The organism is Pseudonocardia bannensis, from assembly GCF_012911875.1.
GTDB classification, from domain to species: domain Bacteria; phylum Actinomycetota; class Actinomycetes; order Mycobacteriales; family Pseudonocardiaceae; genus Pseudonocardia; species Pseudonocardia bannensis.
On record NZ_JAAXKZ010000131.1, the window covers coordinates 1 to 16643 of the forward strand.

A 16643-nucleotide genomic window follows, 5' to 3' on the forward strand; every position below is an offset into this window, starting at 1 on the left:
GCGCGGGCACGCTCGGCGGTGGCGTGGCCGGCCCCGGGGGGGCTCCCGGGACGCCGGCACCCTGCGTCCGATCGCGGAGTGGGTCCGCAGCGCCGCGCGGCACCGTGGAGGCGACCGCCTGGATCGGCGCCCGGCGTCCGAACGGCGCCGGGCCCGACGGGAGCACCCCGGAGCCGGACGCGGACGACTCGGCGTCCGCGGACGTCGCCGCGGCTCCGGACCCGGCCGCCACCGCGGACGAGCGCCGACGCCGGATCGATGCGAGCCTCACGCGGGTGACCGCGGCGCACGCCGGCCTGCTGCTGTCCCGCGACGGCGAGGACCGTGACGACGAGGACCGTGACGACGAGGACGCCGACGGCCGGGAGGGCGGCCCCGGCGCGGATGCCCGCAGCGACGCGGACGGCGTCGGTCCGGCCCGGGCGGGCAGCCGCGGCGAACGCGCCCGCCCCGATGACCCGCTCCGGCGTCGCGGCCTGCTCGCCGCCCGGCTCCTGGCCGCCGGGGTCGCGGTGATCGTGTTCGCGTCGACCGCGCTGGGCTGGGCCGCCAAGACGTGGCTCGACTCGGCCATCCGGTCCGTCGCGGCGCTCGACCGGACATCGAGCGCGATCGTGGACCCCCCATCCCAGCTCGGCGACGAGAACGTGCTGCTGCTCGGCCTCGACCCGGGCCCGGCCGGCACCGGCTTCGCCCCCGGCGCCGGGTCCGACACCATCGTCGTGGCGCACGTGCCGGCCGACGGCAGCGGCATCGTGACCGTCGGCTTCCCGCGTGACCTGGAGATCAACCGTCCGCCCTGCCAGCGCTGGGACGCCGCCGCCGCGACCTACCTCGACCAGACCGTCCCCGCCGAGACGCGCACCAAGCTCGACTCGGCGTTCGAGGTGGGCGGCCCGGCGTGCGCGGTCCGCGTCATTCAGCAGCTCACCGGCCTGGCCGTCACGCGGTTCATCGCGCTCGACGTCACCGGCCTCGGCGCCATGGTCGATACGGTCGACGGCATCTCGGTCTGCGTCGAGCGCCCCGTCGTCGACGTCGTCCTCGGCACCGTGATCCCGGCGGCCGGGACGAACGACCTGGACGGCGGGCGCACACTCGACTTCGTGCGGGCCCGTCACGTGGAGGGCGACCCGGCGTCGGATCAGGGGCTCATCCAGCGCCAGCAGCAGGTGCTCGCCGCGCTGCTGCGCAAGGCGCTCTCGAACCAGGTGCTGCTGAACCCCGGGACGCTCCGGGCGTTGGCCGGCGAGTTCGGGCGCAGCACCCTGTCCGACGGCGCCGGACTCGATGAGCTCGTCGCGCTCGCCCGCTCGCTGCAGTACCTCGACGGCGAGGCCGTCACGTTCGTTCCCGTGCCGGTCTCCGGCCAGACCAACACCCGGGGGAACGCGGTGCTGCGCGACCGCGACGCCAACGCCCTGTTCTCGGCGTTGCGCTCCGGCGAGCCGCTGCCCGAGGCCGCGACCGCGCCGGCACCGGCCGCCGCGGCCCGGCCGGATCCTGCGTCGATCACGGTCGACGTGCTCAACGCGTCCGAGCGCACCGGGCTGGCTGCTCAGATCGGAGCGACGCTGCGCGAGCTCGGCTTCTCCCTCGGCACCATCGGCAACGCCCCGGAGCCGTCCGCCGAGTCGTTGATCCGCTTCTCCCCCGACCGGGCCGCGGCCGCGCAGGTGCTCGCCGACACCGTGCCCTCGGCACGGTCGGTGCCGGACTCCGCGTCCAGCGGCCGGCTCCAGCTCGTACTCGGCACCTCCTTCGACGGTACGGTCCGCGCCCTCGCCGAGCCGGGACCCGCGACCGCGCCCACCGCCGCTGCGGAGCGGGCGAACTGCTCCTGACCGGTCCATCGACCCTGGTCCGACGCTGACCGTTCATTTCGGATTCACCTCGTGACGGTGCCCGGTGCAGGACCGCCCTTTACGCTGGCTGCATGCGCGACGCTTACCAGGACGAGCTCGACGGCCTCGCCGGCGGGCTGGCTGACATGTGCGGCGAGGTGGCCGCCGCACTGGAGAAGGCCACCCGATCGCTGCTCGAGTGCGACCTCCAGCTAGCCGAAGAGGTGATCTCCGAGGACATCAAGGTCGACGAGATCCGCGCCGCCGCGGAGGAGAAGGCGTTCGCGCTGCTCGCCCTGCAGGCGCCGGTGGCCACCGATCTGCGGATCGTGGTCTCCGCCATCCACGGCGCCGGTGACATCGAGCGGATGGGCGATCTCGCGCTGCACGTCGCCCAGGCGGCCCGGCGCCGGCACCCGCAGCCGGTGCTGCCCGAAGAGGTCAAGCCGTACTTCGCCGAGATGGGCCGGGTCGGCGTGGCCCTCGCGCTCAAGGCCGGCGAGGTGATCCGCACCCGCGACCTGGCCGCCGCCGCGGAACTCGAGACCGACGACGACGCGATGGACGACCTGCACCGGCACATGTTCACGGTGCTGATGGACCGCAACTGGACCCACGGTGTCGCCGCGGCCGTCGACGTCACGCTGCTCGCCCGGTTCTACGAGCGCTACGCCGACCATGCGGTCGCCGTCGCCCGGCGGATCGTCTACGTGGTCACCGGGAGGATGCCCGGCCCGGTCACCGTCTGACCCTGCCGACCGGCACTTCCGGCCGATACCACCGGCCGTCCGGCGGTGTCGGCCTGCCGGACGTTTGACGCGTCCCTCCCATTGGGGACTCTCCGGTCATGTCGAGCAACGTGTACCGCGTGACCGAGATCGTCGGAACCTCCCCGGAGAGCGTCGAGGCCGCGATCCGCAACGGCGTCACCCGCGCGGCCAGCACCCTGCGGGAGCTGGACTGGTTCGAGGTGACCGAGATCCGCGGACACCTGGTCGACGGCGCCGTCGACTACTTCCAGGTCGGGCTGAAGGTCGGTTTCAAGTTGGAGAGCTGACCGGCGCACCACGTTCACCGACCGTTCATCCGCCGCCCCTGTCAACAGGGGCGGCGCTGCCTACGCTGATCCCCATGCGCCGCGAGAGCCTGCAGGAACAACTCGTCCAGCTGGACGCCCTGCTCGCGCAGATGTGCACCGAGGTCGCGGCCGGCATGCAGCACGCGACGACCGCCCTGCTGGACAGCCGCGTCCGGCTCGCCGAGCGTGTCATCTCCGCCGACGACGCCGTGGACGCGTTGCGCAACCGGATCGAGGAGGTGGCGACCGAGGCGCTGGTCTTCCACGCGCCCGTCGCCTCCGGCCTGCGCACCGTCGTCACCGCGATCCGGTCGGCCGACGACATCGAGCGGATGGGCGATCTGGCCCAGCACGTCGCCGAGGCCGCGCGCCGCCGGCATCCGGGGTCCGCGGTGCCGGAGGAGGTGCGCCCCCTGTTCGCCGAGATGGGCGCGCTCGGGGTGCGGCTGGCGCTCAAGACGGCCGAGGTGATCCGCACCCGTAACGTGCTGATGGCCGTCGAACTCGAACGCGAGGACGACGCCATGGACGAGTTGCACAAGCACATGTTCGCCGTGCTGATGGACCAGGATTGGCGTCACGGCGTAGCGCCCGCGGTGGACCTGACCCTGCTGGCCCGCTACTACGAGCGCTACGCCGACCACGCCGTGTCGGTCGCCCGGCACATGGTGTTCGCCGTCACCGGCGGGACACCGGAGTCGCTACCGATCTAGGCGACAGCCCGATCAGCCGAAGCGGCCCGACACGTAGTCCTCGGTCGCCTGCTGGGCCGGCTGCGAGAAGATCGTCTTGGTGTCGTCCATCTCGACGAGCTTGCCCGGCTTGCCGGTGCCCTCGATGTTGAAGAACCCGGTGAAGTCGCTGACCCGGGCGGCCTGCTGCATGTTGTGGGTGACGATGACGATCGTGTAGTCGTTCTTCAGCTCGTTGATCAGGTCCTCGATCGCGAGCGTGGAGATCGGGTCGAGCGCCGAGCAGGGCTCGTCCATGAGCAGCACATCGGGCTGCACGGCGATCGCACGGGCGATGCACAACCGCTGCTGCTGGCCGCCGGACAGACCGGAACCCGGCTTCTCCAGCCGGTCCTTGACCTCGTTCCAGAGGTTGGCCCCGCGCAGCGACCGCTCGACGAGATCGTCGAGCGCGGCCTTCTTCATCTTCTTGTTGTTCAGCCGCATCCCGGCGATCACGTTGTCGTAGATCGACATCGTCGGGAACGGGTTCGGGCGCTGGAAGACCATGCCGATCTGGCGGCGCACCGCGACCGGGTCGACCCCGGGGCCGTAGAGGTTCAGTCCGTCCAGCTCGATGCGTCCCTCGACGCGGGCGCCGGGGATGACCTCGTGCATGCGGTTGATCGAGCGCAGGAAGGTCGACTTACCGCACCCGGACGGCCCGATGAGGGCGGTCACGGTCTGCGGCTTGATCGTCATGGTGACGTCGTGCACGGCGAGGAACGAGCCGTAGTAGATGTCGAGATTCGCGACGTCGATGCTCTTGGCCACGGGGTTTCCTATCGGGTCTTCGGGGCGAACACGCGGGAGATCAGGCGGGCCAGCAGGTTCAGCGCCATCACGATCATGATCAGGACCAGCGCGGCGGTCCAGGCCCGCTCCAGGGAGGGCTCACGCGGGACACCGGGTGAGACGTAGGAGTAGTAGGCGAAGACGGGCAGGGTCGCCATCCGGCCGTCGAACGGGTTCAGGTTCATTCCCGTCGCCAGACCGACCGTGACCAGCAGGGGCGCCGTCTCGCCCATCACCCGGGCGATGGCGAGGGTGACGCCGGTGGCGATGCCCGCCACCGAGGTCGGCAGCACCACCTTCAGGATCGTCCGCCACTTCGGCACGCCGAGCGCGAAGGAGGCCTCCCGAAGCTCGTTCGGGACGATCTTGAGCATCTCCTCGGTGGAGCGCACCACGACCGGCACCATCAGCACCGAGAGCGCCACCGCCCCGGCGAACCCCATCCGGACACCCGGGCCGAAGAACAGCGCGAACAACGCGAACGCGAACAGGCCCGCGACGATCGACGGGATGCCGGTCATGACGTCGACGAAGAACGTGATGGCCCGGGCCAGCCGGCCCTTGCCGTACTCGACCAGGTAGATCGCGGTGAGCAGGCCGACCGGGATCGACATCGCCGCGGCGAGGCCGGTGATGATCAGCGTGCCCATGACGGCGTGGTAGGCGCCCCCGCCCTCACCGACGATCCCGAGCATGGAGGAGTTGAAGAACTCGGCGTCGAAGCGGCTGAGGCCCTCGCTCACCACGGTGTAGACCACCGAGACGAGCGGGATCAGGGCGACCAGGAACGCCGCGGTCACGATGATCGTGACCAGCCGGTCGGTGGCCTTGCGCGGCCCCTCCACGACCCGGGACGCGGTGTACATGCCGACCGCGTACACCACCGCGGAGACGACCGCGAACAGCCCGATGCTCAAGCCGGTGGCCGACAGGACCCCGCCGACGATCAGTACGACGGCGACGAGGCCGACCCACGGGCTCCAGCGCGGTAGCTGTCCCCGGATGACCGGCATCGCGTCCAGCGAGGTGTCGAGCTCCCGCTCGGGGCTGCGCTCGCGCTGCGTGTCGATGGACATCAGTTGGCCCCCGAGAACTCACGGCGTCGGTTGATGATGTAGCGAGCGAGCATGTTCACCCCGAGGGTGATCGCGAACAGCACGAGACCGGAGGTGACCAGCGTGTTGACCGCGAGGCCCGTCGATTCCGGGAACTGCAGGGCGATGTCCGCGGCGATCGTCGACGGGTTGCTCGAGCTGATCAGGTTGAAGGTGACGACACCGGAGACCGACAGCACGGTGGCCACGGCCATCGTCTCGCCGAGCGCGCGACCCAGGCCGAGCATCGCGCCGCTGATGATGCCGGAGCGCCCGAACGGCAGCACGGACATCCGGATCATCTCCCAGCGCGTGGCGCCGAGCGCGAGGGCGGCCTCCTCGTGCAGCTTCGGCGTCTGCAGGAAGACCTCGCGGGCCACCGCGGTGACGATCGGAAGGATCATGACGGCGAGGACGAGACTCGCCACGAGGATGGTGCGACCGGTCACGGACACGGGTCCGGCGAACAGCGGGATCCAGCCCAGGTAGTCGTTGAGCCAGGTCGAGAACCCGACCGACGCCGGGGCCAGCACCGCGAAACCCCACAGGCCGTAGACGATGCTCGGCACCGCTGCCAGCAGGTCGACGAGGTACCCCAGACCCTGTGCCACCCGTCGCGGGGCGTAGTGGGTGATGAACAGCGCGACCGCGACCGCCAGGGGCGTCGCCACGGCCAGCGCGATCATGGCCGAGAGCAGGGTCCCGAAGACCAGCGGCCAGATGTAGGCGACGAGCCCGTTGCCGCCGCGGATCTCCGAGGCAGGAGCGACCAGCGCCGGGAACGCCTCGCTGAACAGAAAGATCGCGACGCCGGCCAGGACGACGAGGATCAGGATCCCGGCGCCTTTCGCGGAGCCGGAGAAGATGCGGTCACCGAGTTGGAGGACCGGCTTCGCCGCCCGTTGCTCGGCCTTGAGATCGGTGGTCGTGCTCACGACGTCCCCTCCGAGAGTGGGCGCAGGAACTGGACATACCGAAAGGCCGGACGCTCACCGTCAGCGACGAGCGCCCGGACCTTCCGGCCGGCTTCCAACGGGCTCAGGCTCCCGCGGAGATGGCCTGGACGGCCGGGGTGAGCTGACCGCGCAGGGTGTCCGAGATCGGCGCCGAGCCGGCGGTCTTGGCCGCCGCCTCCTGGCCCTCGGCGCTGGTGATGTAGCTCAGGTACCCCTTCACCAGGTCGGCCTGGGCCGCGTCGGCGTACTTGGAACACGCCAGCACGTAGGAGACCAGCACGATCGGGTAGGTGCCCGACGCCGTCGTGTTACGGGCGAGGTCGAAGGCATAGCTGTACTGGCCCTGGCCCTCGACGCGCTTCGAGGCGTCCAGCACCGCGGCCGCGGCCTGCGGGGTCGGGGCCACGAACTCGTCGCCGACCTTGACCTGCACCTTGCCCAGCTCGCCGGCCTGGCTCTCGTCGGCGTAGCCGATCGTGCCGGCGCCCGCGGTGACGGCGCCCACCACACCGGAGGTGCCCTGCGCGGCCTCGCCACCGGCCACCGGCCAGTTGCCGTCCGGCTCGTGCGGCCACGCCGGTCCGGCCGCGGCGGCCAGGTACTCGGTGAAGTTCTCCGTGGTGCCCGACTCGTCGGACCGGTTCACCGGGGTGATCGCCTGGTCGGGCAGCGCGACGCCGGGGTTGTCCGCGGCGATCTGCGGTGCGTTCCACTTGGTGATCTGTCGGTTGAAGATCCCGGCGATGGTCGCGGGCGCGAGCTTCAGGTCCTTGACGCCCGGCAGGTTGTAGACCACCGCGATCGGCGAGACGTAGACGGGGAGCTCCACGATCTCACCCCCGCAGCGCTGCTTCGACCGGGCGAGCTGATCGCCCTTGAGGTAGGCGTCGCTGCCGGCGAACGCGACACCCCCGGCGGCGAACTGGGTACGGCCCGCGCCCGAGCCGCTGGGCTCGTAGTTCACCGTGGCGTCGGGGTTGGCCCCGGTGAAGCCCGCGATCCAGGCAGTCTGCGCGGCCTGCTGGGAGCTCGCACCGGCACCGGCGATCGCTCCGGACAGGTTCGAGCCACCGGCCTGGCCGCCCGCGGAACCGGACTCGTTGGCCGCGCCGCACCCGGCCAGCAGCAGGGCGCCGCTGGTCGCGATGCCCACCGCAGCGAGGCGGGCACGAGACCCGTGCCGCATGGTCTTCACGTGGTTCCTCCGTCATTGCTCACCGGCGCGAGGCCCGGTCGTGCGCGGCCCGGATCGGCCACTCGCCGGGAACGCTAGGTAAGGACGGTGGACGGGCGCCCCCGATCAGGTAAACGCAGGATGAACAGGTCACTGGTGGTGAGGAAGGCCACCCTTATGGACGCACCCGTAACCTGTCCGGGACCTGCAATTACGGGGTCGATGCCGGCCCGAACGACCCTGACCTCCGGGAATGCTCAGTACAGATAGGACACGTCCGTGGCGAACCGGCTGAACCCGAGCTTCTGGTAGACCCGCACCGCCGCGTGGTTGTCGGCCTCGACGTAGAGCAGCACCTCGGTCAACCCGGCGGCACGCAGGTGATGCAGGCCGGCCAGCGTGAGTGCCGCGCCGAGCCGGCGGCCCTGAGCGCCCGGGTCGACGCCCAGGACGTACACCTCGCCGATCGGGCCCTCGGTCGCCGTGGCCGGATGCACCTTCGTCCAGTGGTAGCCGAGCAGCCGGTCGTCCGGGTCGACGGCGAGCAGGAAACCCGCCGCGTCGAACCACGGCTCGGCCTCCCGCTCCCGCACCTGGTCGAGGCCCCACCCACCCTGCTCCGGGTGCCAGTCGAAGGCCGCGTTGTTGACCCGCAGGAACGCGTCCTCGTCGGCGCCGACGACGAACGGCCGGACCCGCACGTCGGCCGGGAACTCCGCCGCGGGCAGCGGGTCGGTCAGGTTGCGCCGCATCTGCCACAGCTCCCGCACCCGGGAGAACCCGAGGCGCCCGGCCAGCCGAGCCGCCCCGGGGTGATCCCCGTGGGACCACACGTTGAGCCGGGCACCGGCCGCTGCGGCCTGCTCCAGCAGGGGCCGCACCAGCGCGCCACCCAGACCGGCGCGGCGGTGCCCGGGATGCACGACGAGCTCAGCGACCGCGCCCGTGTCCCCGCCCAGGACTTCCACCTGCGCGTACCCGGCGAGACCACCGTCGGGATCCGGAGCCAGCACGTGCAGCACCCGGTCGGAGCCCCCGCGCCGCAGGTTCAGCAGGAACTGCTCGGAGAGCGGGGCGGTGCCGTCCGCCTCGGCGGTGGCGGCGGCCAGCGCCGAGACCGCACCGATCTGCGCCTCGTCCAGCTCGCGCCGCAGGGACAACTCCACCATGTCACGGACCCTACCCGCGAACGATCACCGAACGCGGACCTCGGCGTCAGCTCAACCGGGCGCGCACCGGGAGCGACCGCCCGGCCACGGAGCCGGTGGCCCGATCCGGCTCGTCGTCGTCGCCCTCGGCCGGCTCGTCCGCAACTCCACCCGCGGGAACCCCGAGGCCGCCGCGGCTGGGACGGACGAACTTGTAGCCGACGTTGCGCACCGTGCCGATCATCTGCTCGTGCTCGGTCCCGAGCTTCGCGCGCAACCGCCGTACGTGCACGTCGACGGTGCGGGTGCCGCCGAAGAAGTCGTATCCCCAGACCTCCTGCAACAGCTGCGCCCGGGTGAACACCCGGCCCGCGTGCTGGGCGAGGTACTTGAGCAGCTCGAACTCCTTGTAGGTCAGCTCGAGCAGCCGGCCGCGCAGCCGTGCGGCGTAGGTGGCCTCGTCGATCACCAGCTCACCGAGGACCAGGGCACCCCCGTTGGCCGGGGCGTCGCCCCCGGGCCGCGACTTGAGCAGCCGGAGTCGGGCGTCCACCTCGGCCGGTCCCGCGCTGGGCAGCAGGATCTCGTCGACCGCCCACTCACCCGACACGGCGACCAGCCCGCCCTCGGTCAGGACGGCGATCACGGGAACGTCCATCCCGGTGCTGCCGAGCAGCCGGCACAGGCTGCGGGCAGCGACCAGATCGGTGCGCGCGTCCACCAGGACGGCGTCGTGCGGCCCCGCGTCGAGGAGCGCGGCGACCTCCGGCGCAGCCGTGCGCACTCCGTGCGGCAGCAGCGTGAGGGCCGGCAGCACTGATCCAGGGTCTTGATCCGCGGTCAGCAGTAGCAGTTCCACCGCTGCCTCCTCTCCCGCCGGGGATCGAGAAGCGGATCGCCGTGGGAGACGCCCGCTGGTCCGATCACGGCGGGCGACACTGGCGCACCGTTTCTCACCGCGCGACCCGGTCGGAGCACCCACGCGGATCGGTCAAGAATAACGGGGGCCTGGCCCGATCACACGACCTTCGCGGCGCAGCTCACGCTCATCGGGAGGTGCGTGAGCAGCCACAACGGCTCGGCGTCGTCGACGATCCGGCCACGGATCGGCCCGGCGCGCGACGGCGACGACGCCCGCCACGGCTCCAGCCCGGTCCCGCCTGCAACCGCTCCGGACGGCGCATCTACGGTCGTGTGTCCCCGTTCGCCCCGGTCGGAGGTCGCGTGAAGCGTCTGGTCATCGCCCTGCTGGTGCTGCTCGGCCTGCTCGTCGCCGCGGACTACGGCGCCGCCGCCGCCGCCGAGTCGGCCGTCTCCCGGCAGATGCGTCAGCAGCTCGGTCTGGCCGACGACCCGTCGGTGCGGATCAACGGGTTCCCCTTCCTCACCCAGGCGATCTCCGGGGACTACAGCAGCGTGGACGTCACCGCCGAGCGGGTCAGCTTCGGCCAGCTGCGCGAGGTGGAGGTGCGGGCGCAGCTGCGCGACGTCCAGGCGCCACTGAGCGAGCTGCTCGCCTCCGGACCGAGGACACTGCGCGTCGGGAACGCCGAGGGCACCATCCGGATCAGCGCCAACGACCTCGCCCGGTTGATCACCGGGGTGGACAAGCTGCGCATCGAGAACATCGACGACCTGGCTCTCGAGCAGGCCTTCCAGGACGGCGGTGCCGCCTCGCTGACCTCGATCAACCCGGATTCGGCGGCGCGGCTGGTCGGCACCACCCGGGTGCTCGGTCAGGAGGTCGAGGTCGCGGTGATCGCGGTGCTGGAGCTGTCGGGCCAGCAGATCCAGGTGGTGCCGCGCGACATCCGGATCGGCCGGCCCGGCAGTGACGACCCCCAGGCGTTGCCCCCGCCGGTGCAGACCGCGCTGCGGGCGCTGTTCACCCTGCGCATCGACCCCGGGACGCTGCCGCTCGAGGTCACCCCCACCCGGCTGCGGGCGCGGGACGGCACGCTGGAGATCAGCGGGTTCACATCCGGGCTGGTCCTGGGCGCCGGGAGCGCCGGCGGCGCGTGACCGACCGCCGCCAGGGCGGCGGTGCGGGAATGAACCGGCACGCGGGCGGTGTTGCCGGGTCCGTGATCGACGACGTGATCGGGCCGGTGACCCCCCGATGAGCACGATGGGCCTGCTCGTCCTGCTCGGCACGCTCGCCCTGGCCACCGTGGCCGGTCTCGTGCTCCGGGCCCGCGACGGTCGCGTCCGGGCGGCCCGCGGGGCAGCCGGTCCGGCGGGCGGCTGGGCGCTGGCCGGGCACGACCCCGGCGAACACGACCAGGTCCTGCTGCTGCAGGTCTCCTCCCCGGTGTGCGCGCCGTGCCGGCAGACCGCCACCCTGCTCACCGACCTGGCCTCCCGGACCCCTGCACTGGTCCACGTGGAGGTCGACGCCGCCGAGCACCCGCAGGTGGCGGGCGAGCTCGGGATCATGCGCACCCCGACCGTCGTCGCGTTCGACCGGTCGGGCGCCGAGCTGCTCCGGGTGTCCGGGGTCCCGCGGCTGCGCGAACTGGAGAGCGCGCTCGCACCGGCGCTCGGAGCCTGACCCGGTGACCGGCCGCACCGGCGTGACCGGCCGCACCGGCGTGACCACCCGGAAGAGCGCCCCGTGGCTGGGAGCACGTTCCGGTCCGCCCAGGTCCTCGGTTACCCTCGGTCCCGTGTTCTGGCCGCTCACCCGACGACGCGCAGTGGATCTGTGCCGCGTCGGCAGCTGCCTCTGTCGCGCTCACTGAGGTCGACGCCACCCGTTCCGGAGAGGTTGCCACCGCTTCCGGGCGTGCGCGTCGGCGGGACCGTGTCCGCATCTCACTCAGGAGTTCGACATGTCCGCACCGGACATCCCACCGCCGCCGGCCGGCGTTCCCGCCCGGGCCGCCGAGCCGCCCGTGGACCCGCGCGGCGTGCGCTTCAACGCCGCCCTCACCACGGTCGTCCTCGCGCTGGTCCTGCTCAGCGGCAGCGGCTGGCTGGTCGCCGCGCAGGCCGTGGTGTTCGCCCTCGGCGCGTTCGCCGGCCTGCGGTTCGCGCCCTACGGCGTGCTGTTCCGGGCGCTGGTGGCACCGCGGCTGGGGCCGCCGAGCACGTCCGAGGAGGCCGCCCCGGTGCGGTTCTCCCAGACCGTCGGCTTCGTGTTCGCCGTGGTCGCCGCCGCCGGTTACCTGACCGGCCTGACGACCCTCGGCCTGATCGCGACGGCGTTCGCGCTCGCCGCCGCCTTCCTCAACGCAGCCTTCGGCTTCTGCCTGGGCTGCGAGATGTACGCACTGATCGTTCGATTCCGGTCCCGGTTCGGGCCCGGCAACCAGCACACACGACAGGGAGCCACCGCATGAGTCGCCAGGACGTCCTGGTCTCCGTCGACTGGGCCGAGAAGAACCTCGGAACCGACGGGATCGTCTTCCTCGAGGTCGACGAGGACACCACCGCCTACGACGGCGGGCACATCCCGGGGGCCGTGAAGGCCAACTGGACCACCGAGCTGCGTGACCCGGTTCGCCGCGACGTGCTCGACAAGGCCGGGTTCGAGGCGTTGCTGTCGTCCAAGGGCATCAGCAACGACGACACCGTCGTGCTCTACGGCGGCAACAACAACTGGTTCGCGGCCTACGCGTACTGGCAGTTCAAGCTGTACGGGCACGAGAACGTCAAGCTGCTCGACGGTGGTCGCAAGAAGTGGGAGCTCGACGGCCGCGCCCTGACCACCGACGTGGTCGAGCGCCCGGCGACCACCTACACCGCCAAGGACGCCGACAACTCGATCCGCGCCTTCCGCGACGAGGTCGTCGACGCCATCAACACCAAGAACCTGGTCGACGTCCGGTCGCCCGACGAGTTCTCCGGCAAGATCCTCGCGCCGGCGCACCTGCCCCAGGAGCAGTCGCAGCGGCCGGGCCACGTGCCCTCGGCGATCAACGTGCCGTGGAGCAAGGCGGCCAACGAGGACGGCACCTTCAAGTCCGACGAGGAGCTCGCCGAGCTCTACGGCGAGGCCGGCCTGGACGGGTCGAAGTCGACCATCGCCTACTGCCGGATCGGCGAGCGCAGCTCGCACACCTGGGTGGTGCTGCGTGAGCTGCTCGGCCACGGCGACGTCAAGAACTACGACGGCAGCTGGGTCGAGTACGGCTCGCTCGTCGGCGTGCCGATCGAGCTCGGGGACGGTCGCTGATGTGCGGCGCACCTGATCAGGACACCCTGCTGCCCGCCGGGACCGACCTGACCAAGGAGACCGTGCTGACCGGCAAGGTGCTGGCCGGCGGCCTGCCGGTCGGCGGCGCGTTCGTCCGGCTGCTCGACAGCACCGGCGAGTTCACCGCCGAGGTCGTCTCGTCGGCGTCCGGCGACTTCCGGTTCTTCGCCCGTCCGGGCAGCTGGACGGTGCGGGCACTGTCCCGTTCCGGCAACGGCGAGACCGCGTTGACCGCCGACGGGCCGGGCCTGCACAAGACCGAGATCGCTGTGGCCTGAGGCCTGCTCGCAGGGCCGAAGCATCAGCCCTGAGGCCTGCTCGCAGGGCCGAAGCATCAGCCCTGAGGCCTGCTCGCAGGGCCGAAGCCTGCTGCACGACCACGATCGCCGCTCCGCACCGCCGGGGCGGCGATCGTCGTCTGCGGGGCCTGACCACATCGAGCGGTCTCGTCGTCGTCCTCCGGGGGCGACATCCCGGGCGAGCCTGCTGAGCGTGGGTCCGGGCGCAGCGAACCGCACGCCGCTATGCTGCGCGGCCGTGCACTGGTTGTTCACCGGACTGCTGATCGCCGCGAGCGGGAGCGTGGTCGCCTTCACCGGCCACCTGCTCCACAAGCTCTTCACCACCGAGCCGGCCCCCGTATTCGCCGGGCCGGCCGACGCTCCCACGGAGGCGGGACGATGAGCGGACCCGGAAACGGCGCCGACGGCACCGAGCCGACCCTGCCCGGCACCATCACCGGCCCCAAGAACGCGGCCCCCGACTCGGCGCGGCGCAACAAGCCGCGGTGGGACGACCTGCCGATCCCGGACGACACCGCGAACCTGCGTGAAGGCCCTGACCTGCACGAGCAATGCCTGCCGCTGCTCCCGCTGATCGGCGCCTGGCGGGGCACCGGGGAGGCCGTCTACCCGACGATCGACGGTCCGTACCACTTCGGCCAGCAGCTCGTCTTCGCCCACGACGGCCGCCCCTTCGTGTCCTACGAGTCGCGCTCCTGGCTGCTCGGGCCGGACGGCGAGGTGATCCGTCCGGCCGCGCGGGAGACCGGGTTCTGGCGCCCACAGCCCGACGGGACGCTCGAGGTCCTCATCGTGCACGCCACCGGGATCTCGGAGATCTACTACGGCCGGGCCCGGAGCCTGACGTCGTGGGAGATCGAGACCGATGTCGTGGCGCGTACGGTGACGGCCAAGGAGGTCTCCGGGGCCCACCGGCTCTACGGGCTGGTCGACGGCGGCGACCTGGCCTACGTGGACGAGCGCGAGATGATGGGCCAGCCCAAGCAGCCGCATCTGTCCGCGCTGCTGCATCGCATCGTCGGCTGAGAACGGCCCGGCAGCTGCGGCCGCCGGGCCGTCGTCAGGACGAACGGGTGCTCGGCTGGTCGAGGAGTCCGCGCACCTCGTCGGCCGGCATGCCGGCCAGTCGGACGATCTGGCCGAACTCCAGCCCGGCGGCGGAGAGGCGATGCAACACCGCGGCGAGGACCTCTCGCTCGTGGCGCACCGCGTCGGTGAGCCGGTCGAGCTGCTCGCGGCAGCGCTCCAGTTCCACCGTGGCACCGACCGCGCGCACCGGGTCGTCCAGCAGTACTGCGAGCAGCCGGTCCCGGGCGTCGCCGCGCCGTGAAGCCGTCTCGGCCGGGCTGCTCCCGGTCCACGGTGCGGGCCGGACGGCGCCGGCCCTCCGGCCGGTGAGATCGGGGCTCTGCCGTGCGACGGCGTATCCGGCGGAACCGGCGCGTCCGGGGACATCCGGCGCGGCGGCATCCCTGTCCGTACCCGGCGTGGGAGCGGCGTCCCTGTCCGTGCCCGGCGTGGGAGCGGCGTCCCCCTCCCTACCCGGCGAAGGGGCGGCATCCCTGTCCGTACGCGGCGCGGAGGTGGCATCCCTGTCCCGGCCCCGCGCGGGGGTGCCACGTCCGGCTGTGGCCGGCCCGGGGGCGTATGCGGCGATGTCCGCCGCAAGCGCGGCGTACCCGGCGTTCTCCGGCGCCGGGGTGGTGTCCCCGGCAGCGGTGCCTCGCGCGGGAGCGCCGTCCTGGGTGTGGCCGCCGTCCCCGGCAGCGGGGTCCGGCGCGCCGAGGGTGACATCCGCGGCCGGGCCGGCACGGCGCGTCGCGGCGGGGTCCGGCGCGCCGAAGGTGGCAGCCGGACCGGCACGACGCGCCGCAGCGGCACGTATGGCGAACGCCTGCGTGACCGCGTCGGCCACCGTGCGGGTGGAACCGGCGGCCGGCGGGCGCGCGAACGGGGGCGCCTGCTCACTCGCCGGCTCTACCGGAGCGGGCTGCGCGAGGGATTCGACCGGCTCGACGGCTCGATCCGCGTCACCGGTTGCTCGAGGCGCCGGAACGGCGGCGGTGTCGTCCGCCGGGGAGGGGCTCCGGGTGGCTCCCGAGGGATACGGCTCGGGCCCGGCTGAGGTGTCGGCGGCGGCCGGGGGCCGCAGCAGCCGCTCCCACTGGACCGACAGCGGTGTGCCGTCGGCCTCGCGCTCCGTGACCGCCTCCGCGACGGTCGCCGGCTTGGCGGCCTCCGGGGACTCGTCCACCGTGTCGCCGGAACGTTTCCGCCGGCTGCGGGTGAGTACGACGGACAGAGCGATGACCAGCGCCACCGCTCCCGCACCGAGCGGAACCAGCACGTCCGGCGAGATGGCCAGCTGCATGGCTGCGCACCGTACGCCGATTCAGATCACAGTGCGCAATGGAGATCAACCGGAGCGCGACCCCGACGCGGACCGGCCGTGCCGCTTCGTCGACCCCCTCGACGTCGACCTCGACGTCGGTTTCCCCGGCCCGTCCGCCGCCCCGGCCTTGCCGGGCGGCGCATCCTCGGTGTCCTCGTCGGGCTGCTCCGACGCACCCGATGACGTGCCCTTCTCCGCATCCGAGCCGGATCCGGAACGATCCGTTGCGGGTCGCACCGCGGCGACCCGGACGGTCTCGTCCACGCTCGATCCGGTGGCCGGACCGGCCGGGGCCGAGGTCTCGGCCCGTTCCGCGTCGGCGTCGGACGGCGACGGATCCGGCGTGTCGGCCGTGGCGGATTCAGCCGATCCGGTGCCCCGGGACGGCCGGACGGACCGCACCACGACGGTCTTCTCGACATCCGCGCCGGGCGGGAAGCCGTGCGGCTCGTCCTGATCCGCGGTACTCGTGGCGGCGGGGTCCGCCCCGGAGCCGGGCTCATCCGTCGAGACCGGTTCCACCGTGGACGAGGTGTCCGCGTGCGGGCCGTCGGCCGCCGGTTCGTCGGTCGCGGGCTGCTCTTCCGGGACGTCATCGGCCGCCGGCGGGATCGCAGGCTGAATCGGGACCACGGCGGTCACCGGCTCCGCACCGGCGGGATCGGACCGGTTGCTCTCGGATGCCGGACGGAACAGGTCTCCCGGCTGGGACAGGGACTCGCTGCGGGAACGCATTGCCGTGGTCTCCGCCACGCCGGTCGGGTCCTCGGCCGGCGTGGCGGCCGGCGCCGGGCCGACGCGGGACGGCAGGGGGGCCGCTCCCGCCGCTGGAACCGGACTCGCGGCCGTGTCGGGCGCGGCGGTGCCCGGGAGCGGCTGGACCTCGGCAGGCAACGGGGCGGACAAGCCGGGCGGGGACGGCGGGGACGGC

The 16643-nt window shown here is 72.5% G+C and carries 18 protein-coding genes and 1 pseudogene; 11 read left to right on the plus strand and 8 right to left on the minus strand.

Annotation, left to right across the window (positions count from 1 at the left end; translation table 11 throughout):
- The 4 genes from HF519_RS25040 to phoU (HF519_RS25055) all read left to right on the plus strand — a co-directional run.
- The coding region (locus HF519_RS25040; RefSeq protein WP_211170548.1) for an LCP family protein at nt 1-1844 on the plus strand (1844 nt) is incomplete at its 5' end.
- Between the two features lie 92 nt (nt 1845-1936).
- Nucleotides 1937-2593, plus strand: a complete 657-nt coding sequence (phoU, locus tag HF519_RS25045; protein WP_169415458.1) for a phosphate signaling complex protein PhoU — start codon at nt 1937-1939, stop codon at nt 2591-2593.
- A gap of 98 nt (nt 2594-2691) precedes the next feature.
- Nucleotides 2692-2901: a dodecin gene (locus HF519_RS25050; RefSeq protein WP_169415459.1), complete on the plus strand. Its 210-nt coding sequence runs from the start codon at nt 2692-2694 to the stop codon at nt 2899-2901.
- A 74-nt stretch (nt 2902-2975) separates the two neighbouring features.
- Nucleotides 2976-3635, plus strand: a complete 660-nt coding sequence (gene phoU / locus HF519_RS25055; RefSeq protein WP_169415460.1) for a phosphate signaling complex protein PhoU — start codon at nt 2976-2978, stop codon at nt 3633-3635.
- 12 nt (nt 3636-3647) lie between these two features.
- Here the strand turns inward: phoU (HF519_RS25055) and pstB are convergent, their stop codons facing one another.
- The 6 genes from pstB to HF519_RS25085 form a co-directional block, all read right to left on the minus strand.
- Complete coding sequence (gene pstB / locus HF519_RS25060; protein ID WP_169415461.1) at nt 3648-4427, minus strand: phosphate ABC transporter ATP-binding protein PstB; 780 nt, start codon at nt 4425-4427, stop codon at nt 3648-3650.
- An 8-nt stretch (nt 4428-4435) separates the two neighbouring features.
- Nucleotides 4436-5524, minus strand: a complete 1089-nt coding sequence (gene pstA / locus HF519_RS25065) for a phosphate ABC transporter permease PstA (RefSeq protein WP_169415462.1) — start codon at nt 5522-5524, stop codon at nt 4436-4438.
- Nucleotides 5524-6477 (minus strand): phosphate ABC transporter permease subunit PstC, encoded by a 954-nt coding sequence (gene pstC, locus HF519_RS25070; RefSeq protein ID WP_169415463.1) that lies wholly within the window; start codon nt 6475-6477, stop codon nt 5524-5526. The genes pstA and pstC overlap by 1 nt, the downstream gene beginning before the upstream one ends.
- A 103-nt stretch (nt 6478-6580) precedes the next feature.
- Nucleotides 6581-7684, minus strand: a complete 1104-nt coding sequence (pstS, locus tag HF519_RS25075; RefSeq protein ID WP_169415475.1) for a phosphate ABC transporter substrate-binding protein PstS — start codon at nt 7682-7684, stop codon at nt 6581-6583.
- Between the two features lie 245 nt (nt 7685-7929).
- Nucleotides 7930-8841 (minus strand): mycothiol synthase, encoded by a 912-nt coding sequence (gene mshD, locus HF519_RS25080; protein ID WP_169415464.1) that lies wholly within the window; start codon nt 8839-8841, stop codon nt 7930-7932.
- Between the two features lie 46 nt (nt 8842-8887).
- Nucleotides 8888-9679, minus strand: coding sequence for a winged helix-turn-helix transcriptional regulator (locus HF519_RS25085; protein ID WP_169415465.1), 792 nt, complete (start codon nt 9677-9679; stop codon nt 8888-8890).
- Between the two features lie 365 nt (nt 9680-10044).
- Between HF519_RS25085 and HF519_RS25090 the strand changes: the two genes are divergently transcribed.
- The 7 genes from HF519_RS25090 (at nt 10045) to HF519_RS25120 (ending at nt 14346) form a co-directional block, all read left to right on the plus strand.
- The gene (locus HF519_RS25090; protein WP_169415466.1) at nt 10045-10842 is read left to right on the plus strand and encodes an LmeA family phospholipid-binding protein; all 798 of its coding nucleotides are present in this window, start codon (nt 10045-10047) and stop codon (nt 10840-10842) included.
- A 97-nt stretch (nt 10843-10939) separates the two neighbouring features.
- A complete protein-coding gene (locus HF519_RS25095; RefSeq protein WP_169415467.1) occupies nt 10940-11371 on the plus strand; it encodes a thioredoxin family protein in 432 nt (143 codons plus the stop codon).
- A gap of 280 nt (nt 11372-11651) precedes the next feature.
- The gene (locus HF519_RS25100; RefSeq protein WP_169415468.1) at nt 11652-12161 is read left to right on the plus strand and encodes a DUF4395 domain-containing protein; all 510 of its coding nucleotides are present in this window, start codon (nt 11652-11654) and stop codon (nt 12159-12161) included.
- Complete coding sequence (locus HF519_RS25105) at nt 12158-12997, plus strand: sulfurtransferase (protein ID WP_169415469.1); 840 nt, start codon at nt 12158-12160, stop codon at nt 12995-12997. Before HF519_RS25100 ends, HF519_RS25105 begins: the two co-directional genes overlap by 4 nt.
- Nucleotides 12997-13296: a DUF1416 domain-containing protein gene (locus HF519_RS25110; protein ID WP_169415470.1), complete on the plus strand. Its 300-nt coding sequence runs from the start codon at nt 12997-12999 to the stop codon at nt 13294-13296. The genes HF519_RS25105 and HF519_RS25110 overlap by 1 nt, the downstream gene beginning before the upstream one ends.
- Before the next feature lie 259 nt (nt 13297-13555).
- A complete protein-coding gene (locus tag HF519_RS25115) occupies nt 13556-13702 on the plus strand; it encodes a hypothetical protein (protein ID WP_169415471.1) in 147 nt (48 codons plus the stop codon).
- Entirely contained in the window at nt 13699-14346 is a 648-nt protein-coding gene (locus tag HF519_RS25120) for a heme-binding beta-barrel domain-containing protein (protein ID WP_169415472.1), read from the plus strand. Before HF519_RS25115 ends, HF519_RS25120 begins: the two co-directional genes overlap by 4 nt.
- A gap of 34 nt (nt 14347-14380) precedes the next feature.
- Here HF519_RS25120 and HF519_RS25125 read toward each other — a convergent pair whose 3' ends face one another.
- On the minus strand, nt 14381-15691 hold the full coding sequence (locus HF519_RS25125; RefSeq protein ID WP_169415473.1) for a hypothetical protein: 1311 nt from the start codon (nt 15689-15691) through the stop codon (nt 14381-14383).
- Between the two features lie 45 nt (nt 15692-15736).
- Nucleotides 15737-16643: pseudogene (locus tag HF519_RS25130) on the minus strand (hypothetical protein); the annotation flags it as partial.

Coding starts and splice junctions, on each gene's coding strand:
- phoU (WP_169415458.1), top strand. CDS start 1,937: ATGCGCGACGCTTACCAGGACGAGCTCGACGGCCTCGCCGGCGGGCTG.
- HF519_RS25050 (WP_169415459.1), top strand. CDS start 2,692: ATGTCGAGCAACGTGTACCGCGTGACCGAGATCGTCGGAACCTCCCCG.
- phoU (WP_169415460.1), top strand. CDS start 2,976: ATGCGCCGCGAGAGCCTGCAGGAACAACTCGTCCAGCTGGACGCCCTG.
- pstA (WP_169415462.1), bottom strand. CDS start 5,524: ATGTCCATCGACACGCAGCGCGAGCGCAGCCCCGAGCGGGAGCTCGAC.
- pstS (WP_169415475.1), bottom strand. CDS start 7,684: ATGCGGCACGGGTCTCGTGCCCGCCTCGCTGCGGTGGGCATCGCGACC.
- mshD (WP_169415464.1), bottom strand. CDS start 8,841: ATGGTGGAGTTGTCCCTGCGGCGCGAGCTGGACGAGGCGCAGATCGGT.
- HF519_RS25095 (WP_169415467.1), top strand. CDS start 10,940: ATGAGCACGATGGGCCTGCTCGTCCTGCTCGGCACGCTCGCCCTGGCC.
- HF519_RS25100 (WP_169415468.1), top strand. CDS start 11,652: ATGTCCGCACCGGACATCCCACCGCCGCCGGCCGGCGTTCCCGCCCGG.
- HF519_RS25105 (WP_169415469.1), top strand. CDS start 12,158: ATGAGTCGCCAGGACGTCCTGGTCTCCGTCGACTGGGCCGAGAAGAAC.
- HF519_RS25110 (WP_169415470.1), top strand. CDS start 12,997: ATGTGCGGCGCACCTGATCAGGACACCCTGCTGCCCGCCGGGACCGAC.
- HF519_RS25120 (WP_169415472.1), top strand. CDS start 13,699: ATGAGCGGACCCGGAAACGGCGCCGACGGCACCGAGCCGACCCTGCCC.
- HF519_RS25125 (WP_169415473.1), bottom strand. CDS start 15,691: ATGCAGCTGGCCATCTCGCCGGACGTGCTGGTTCCGCTCGGTGCGGGA.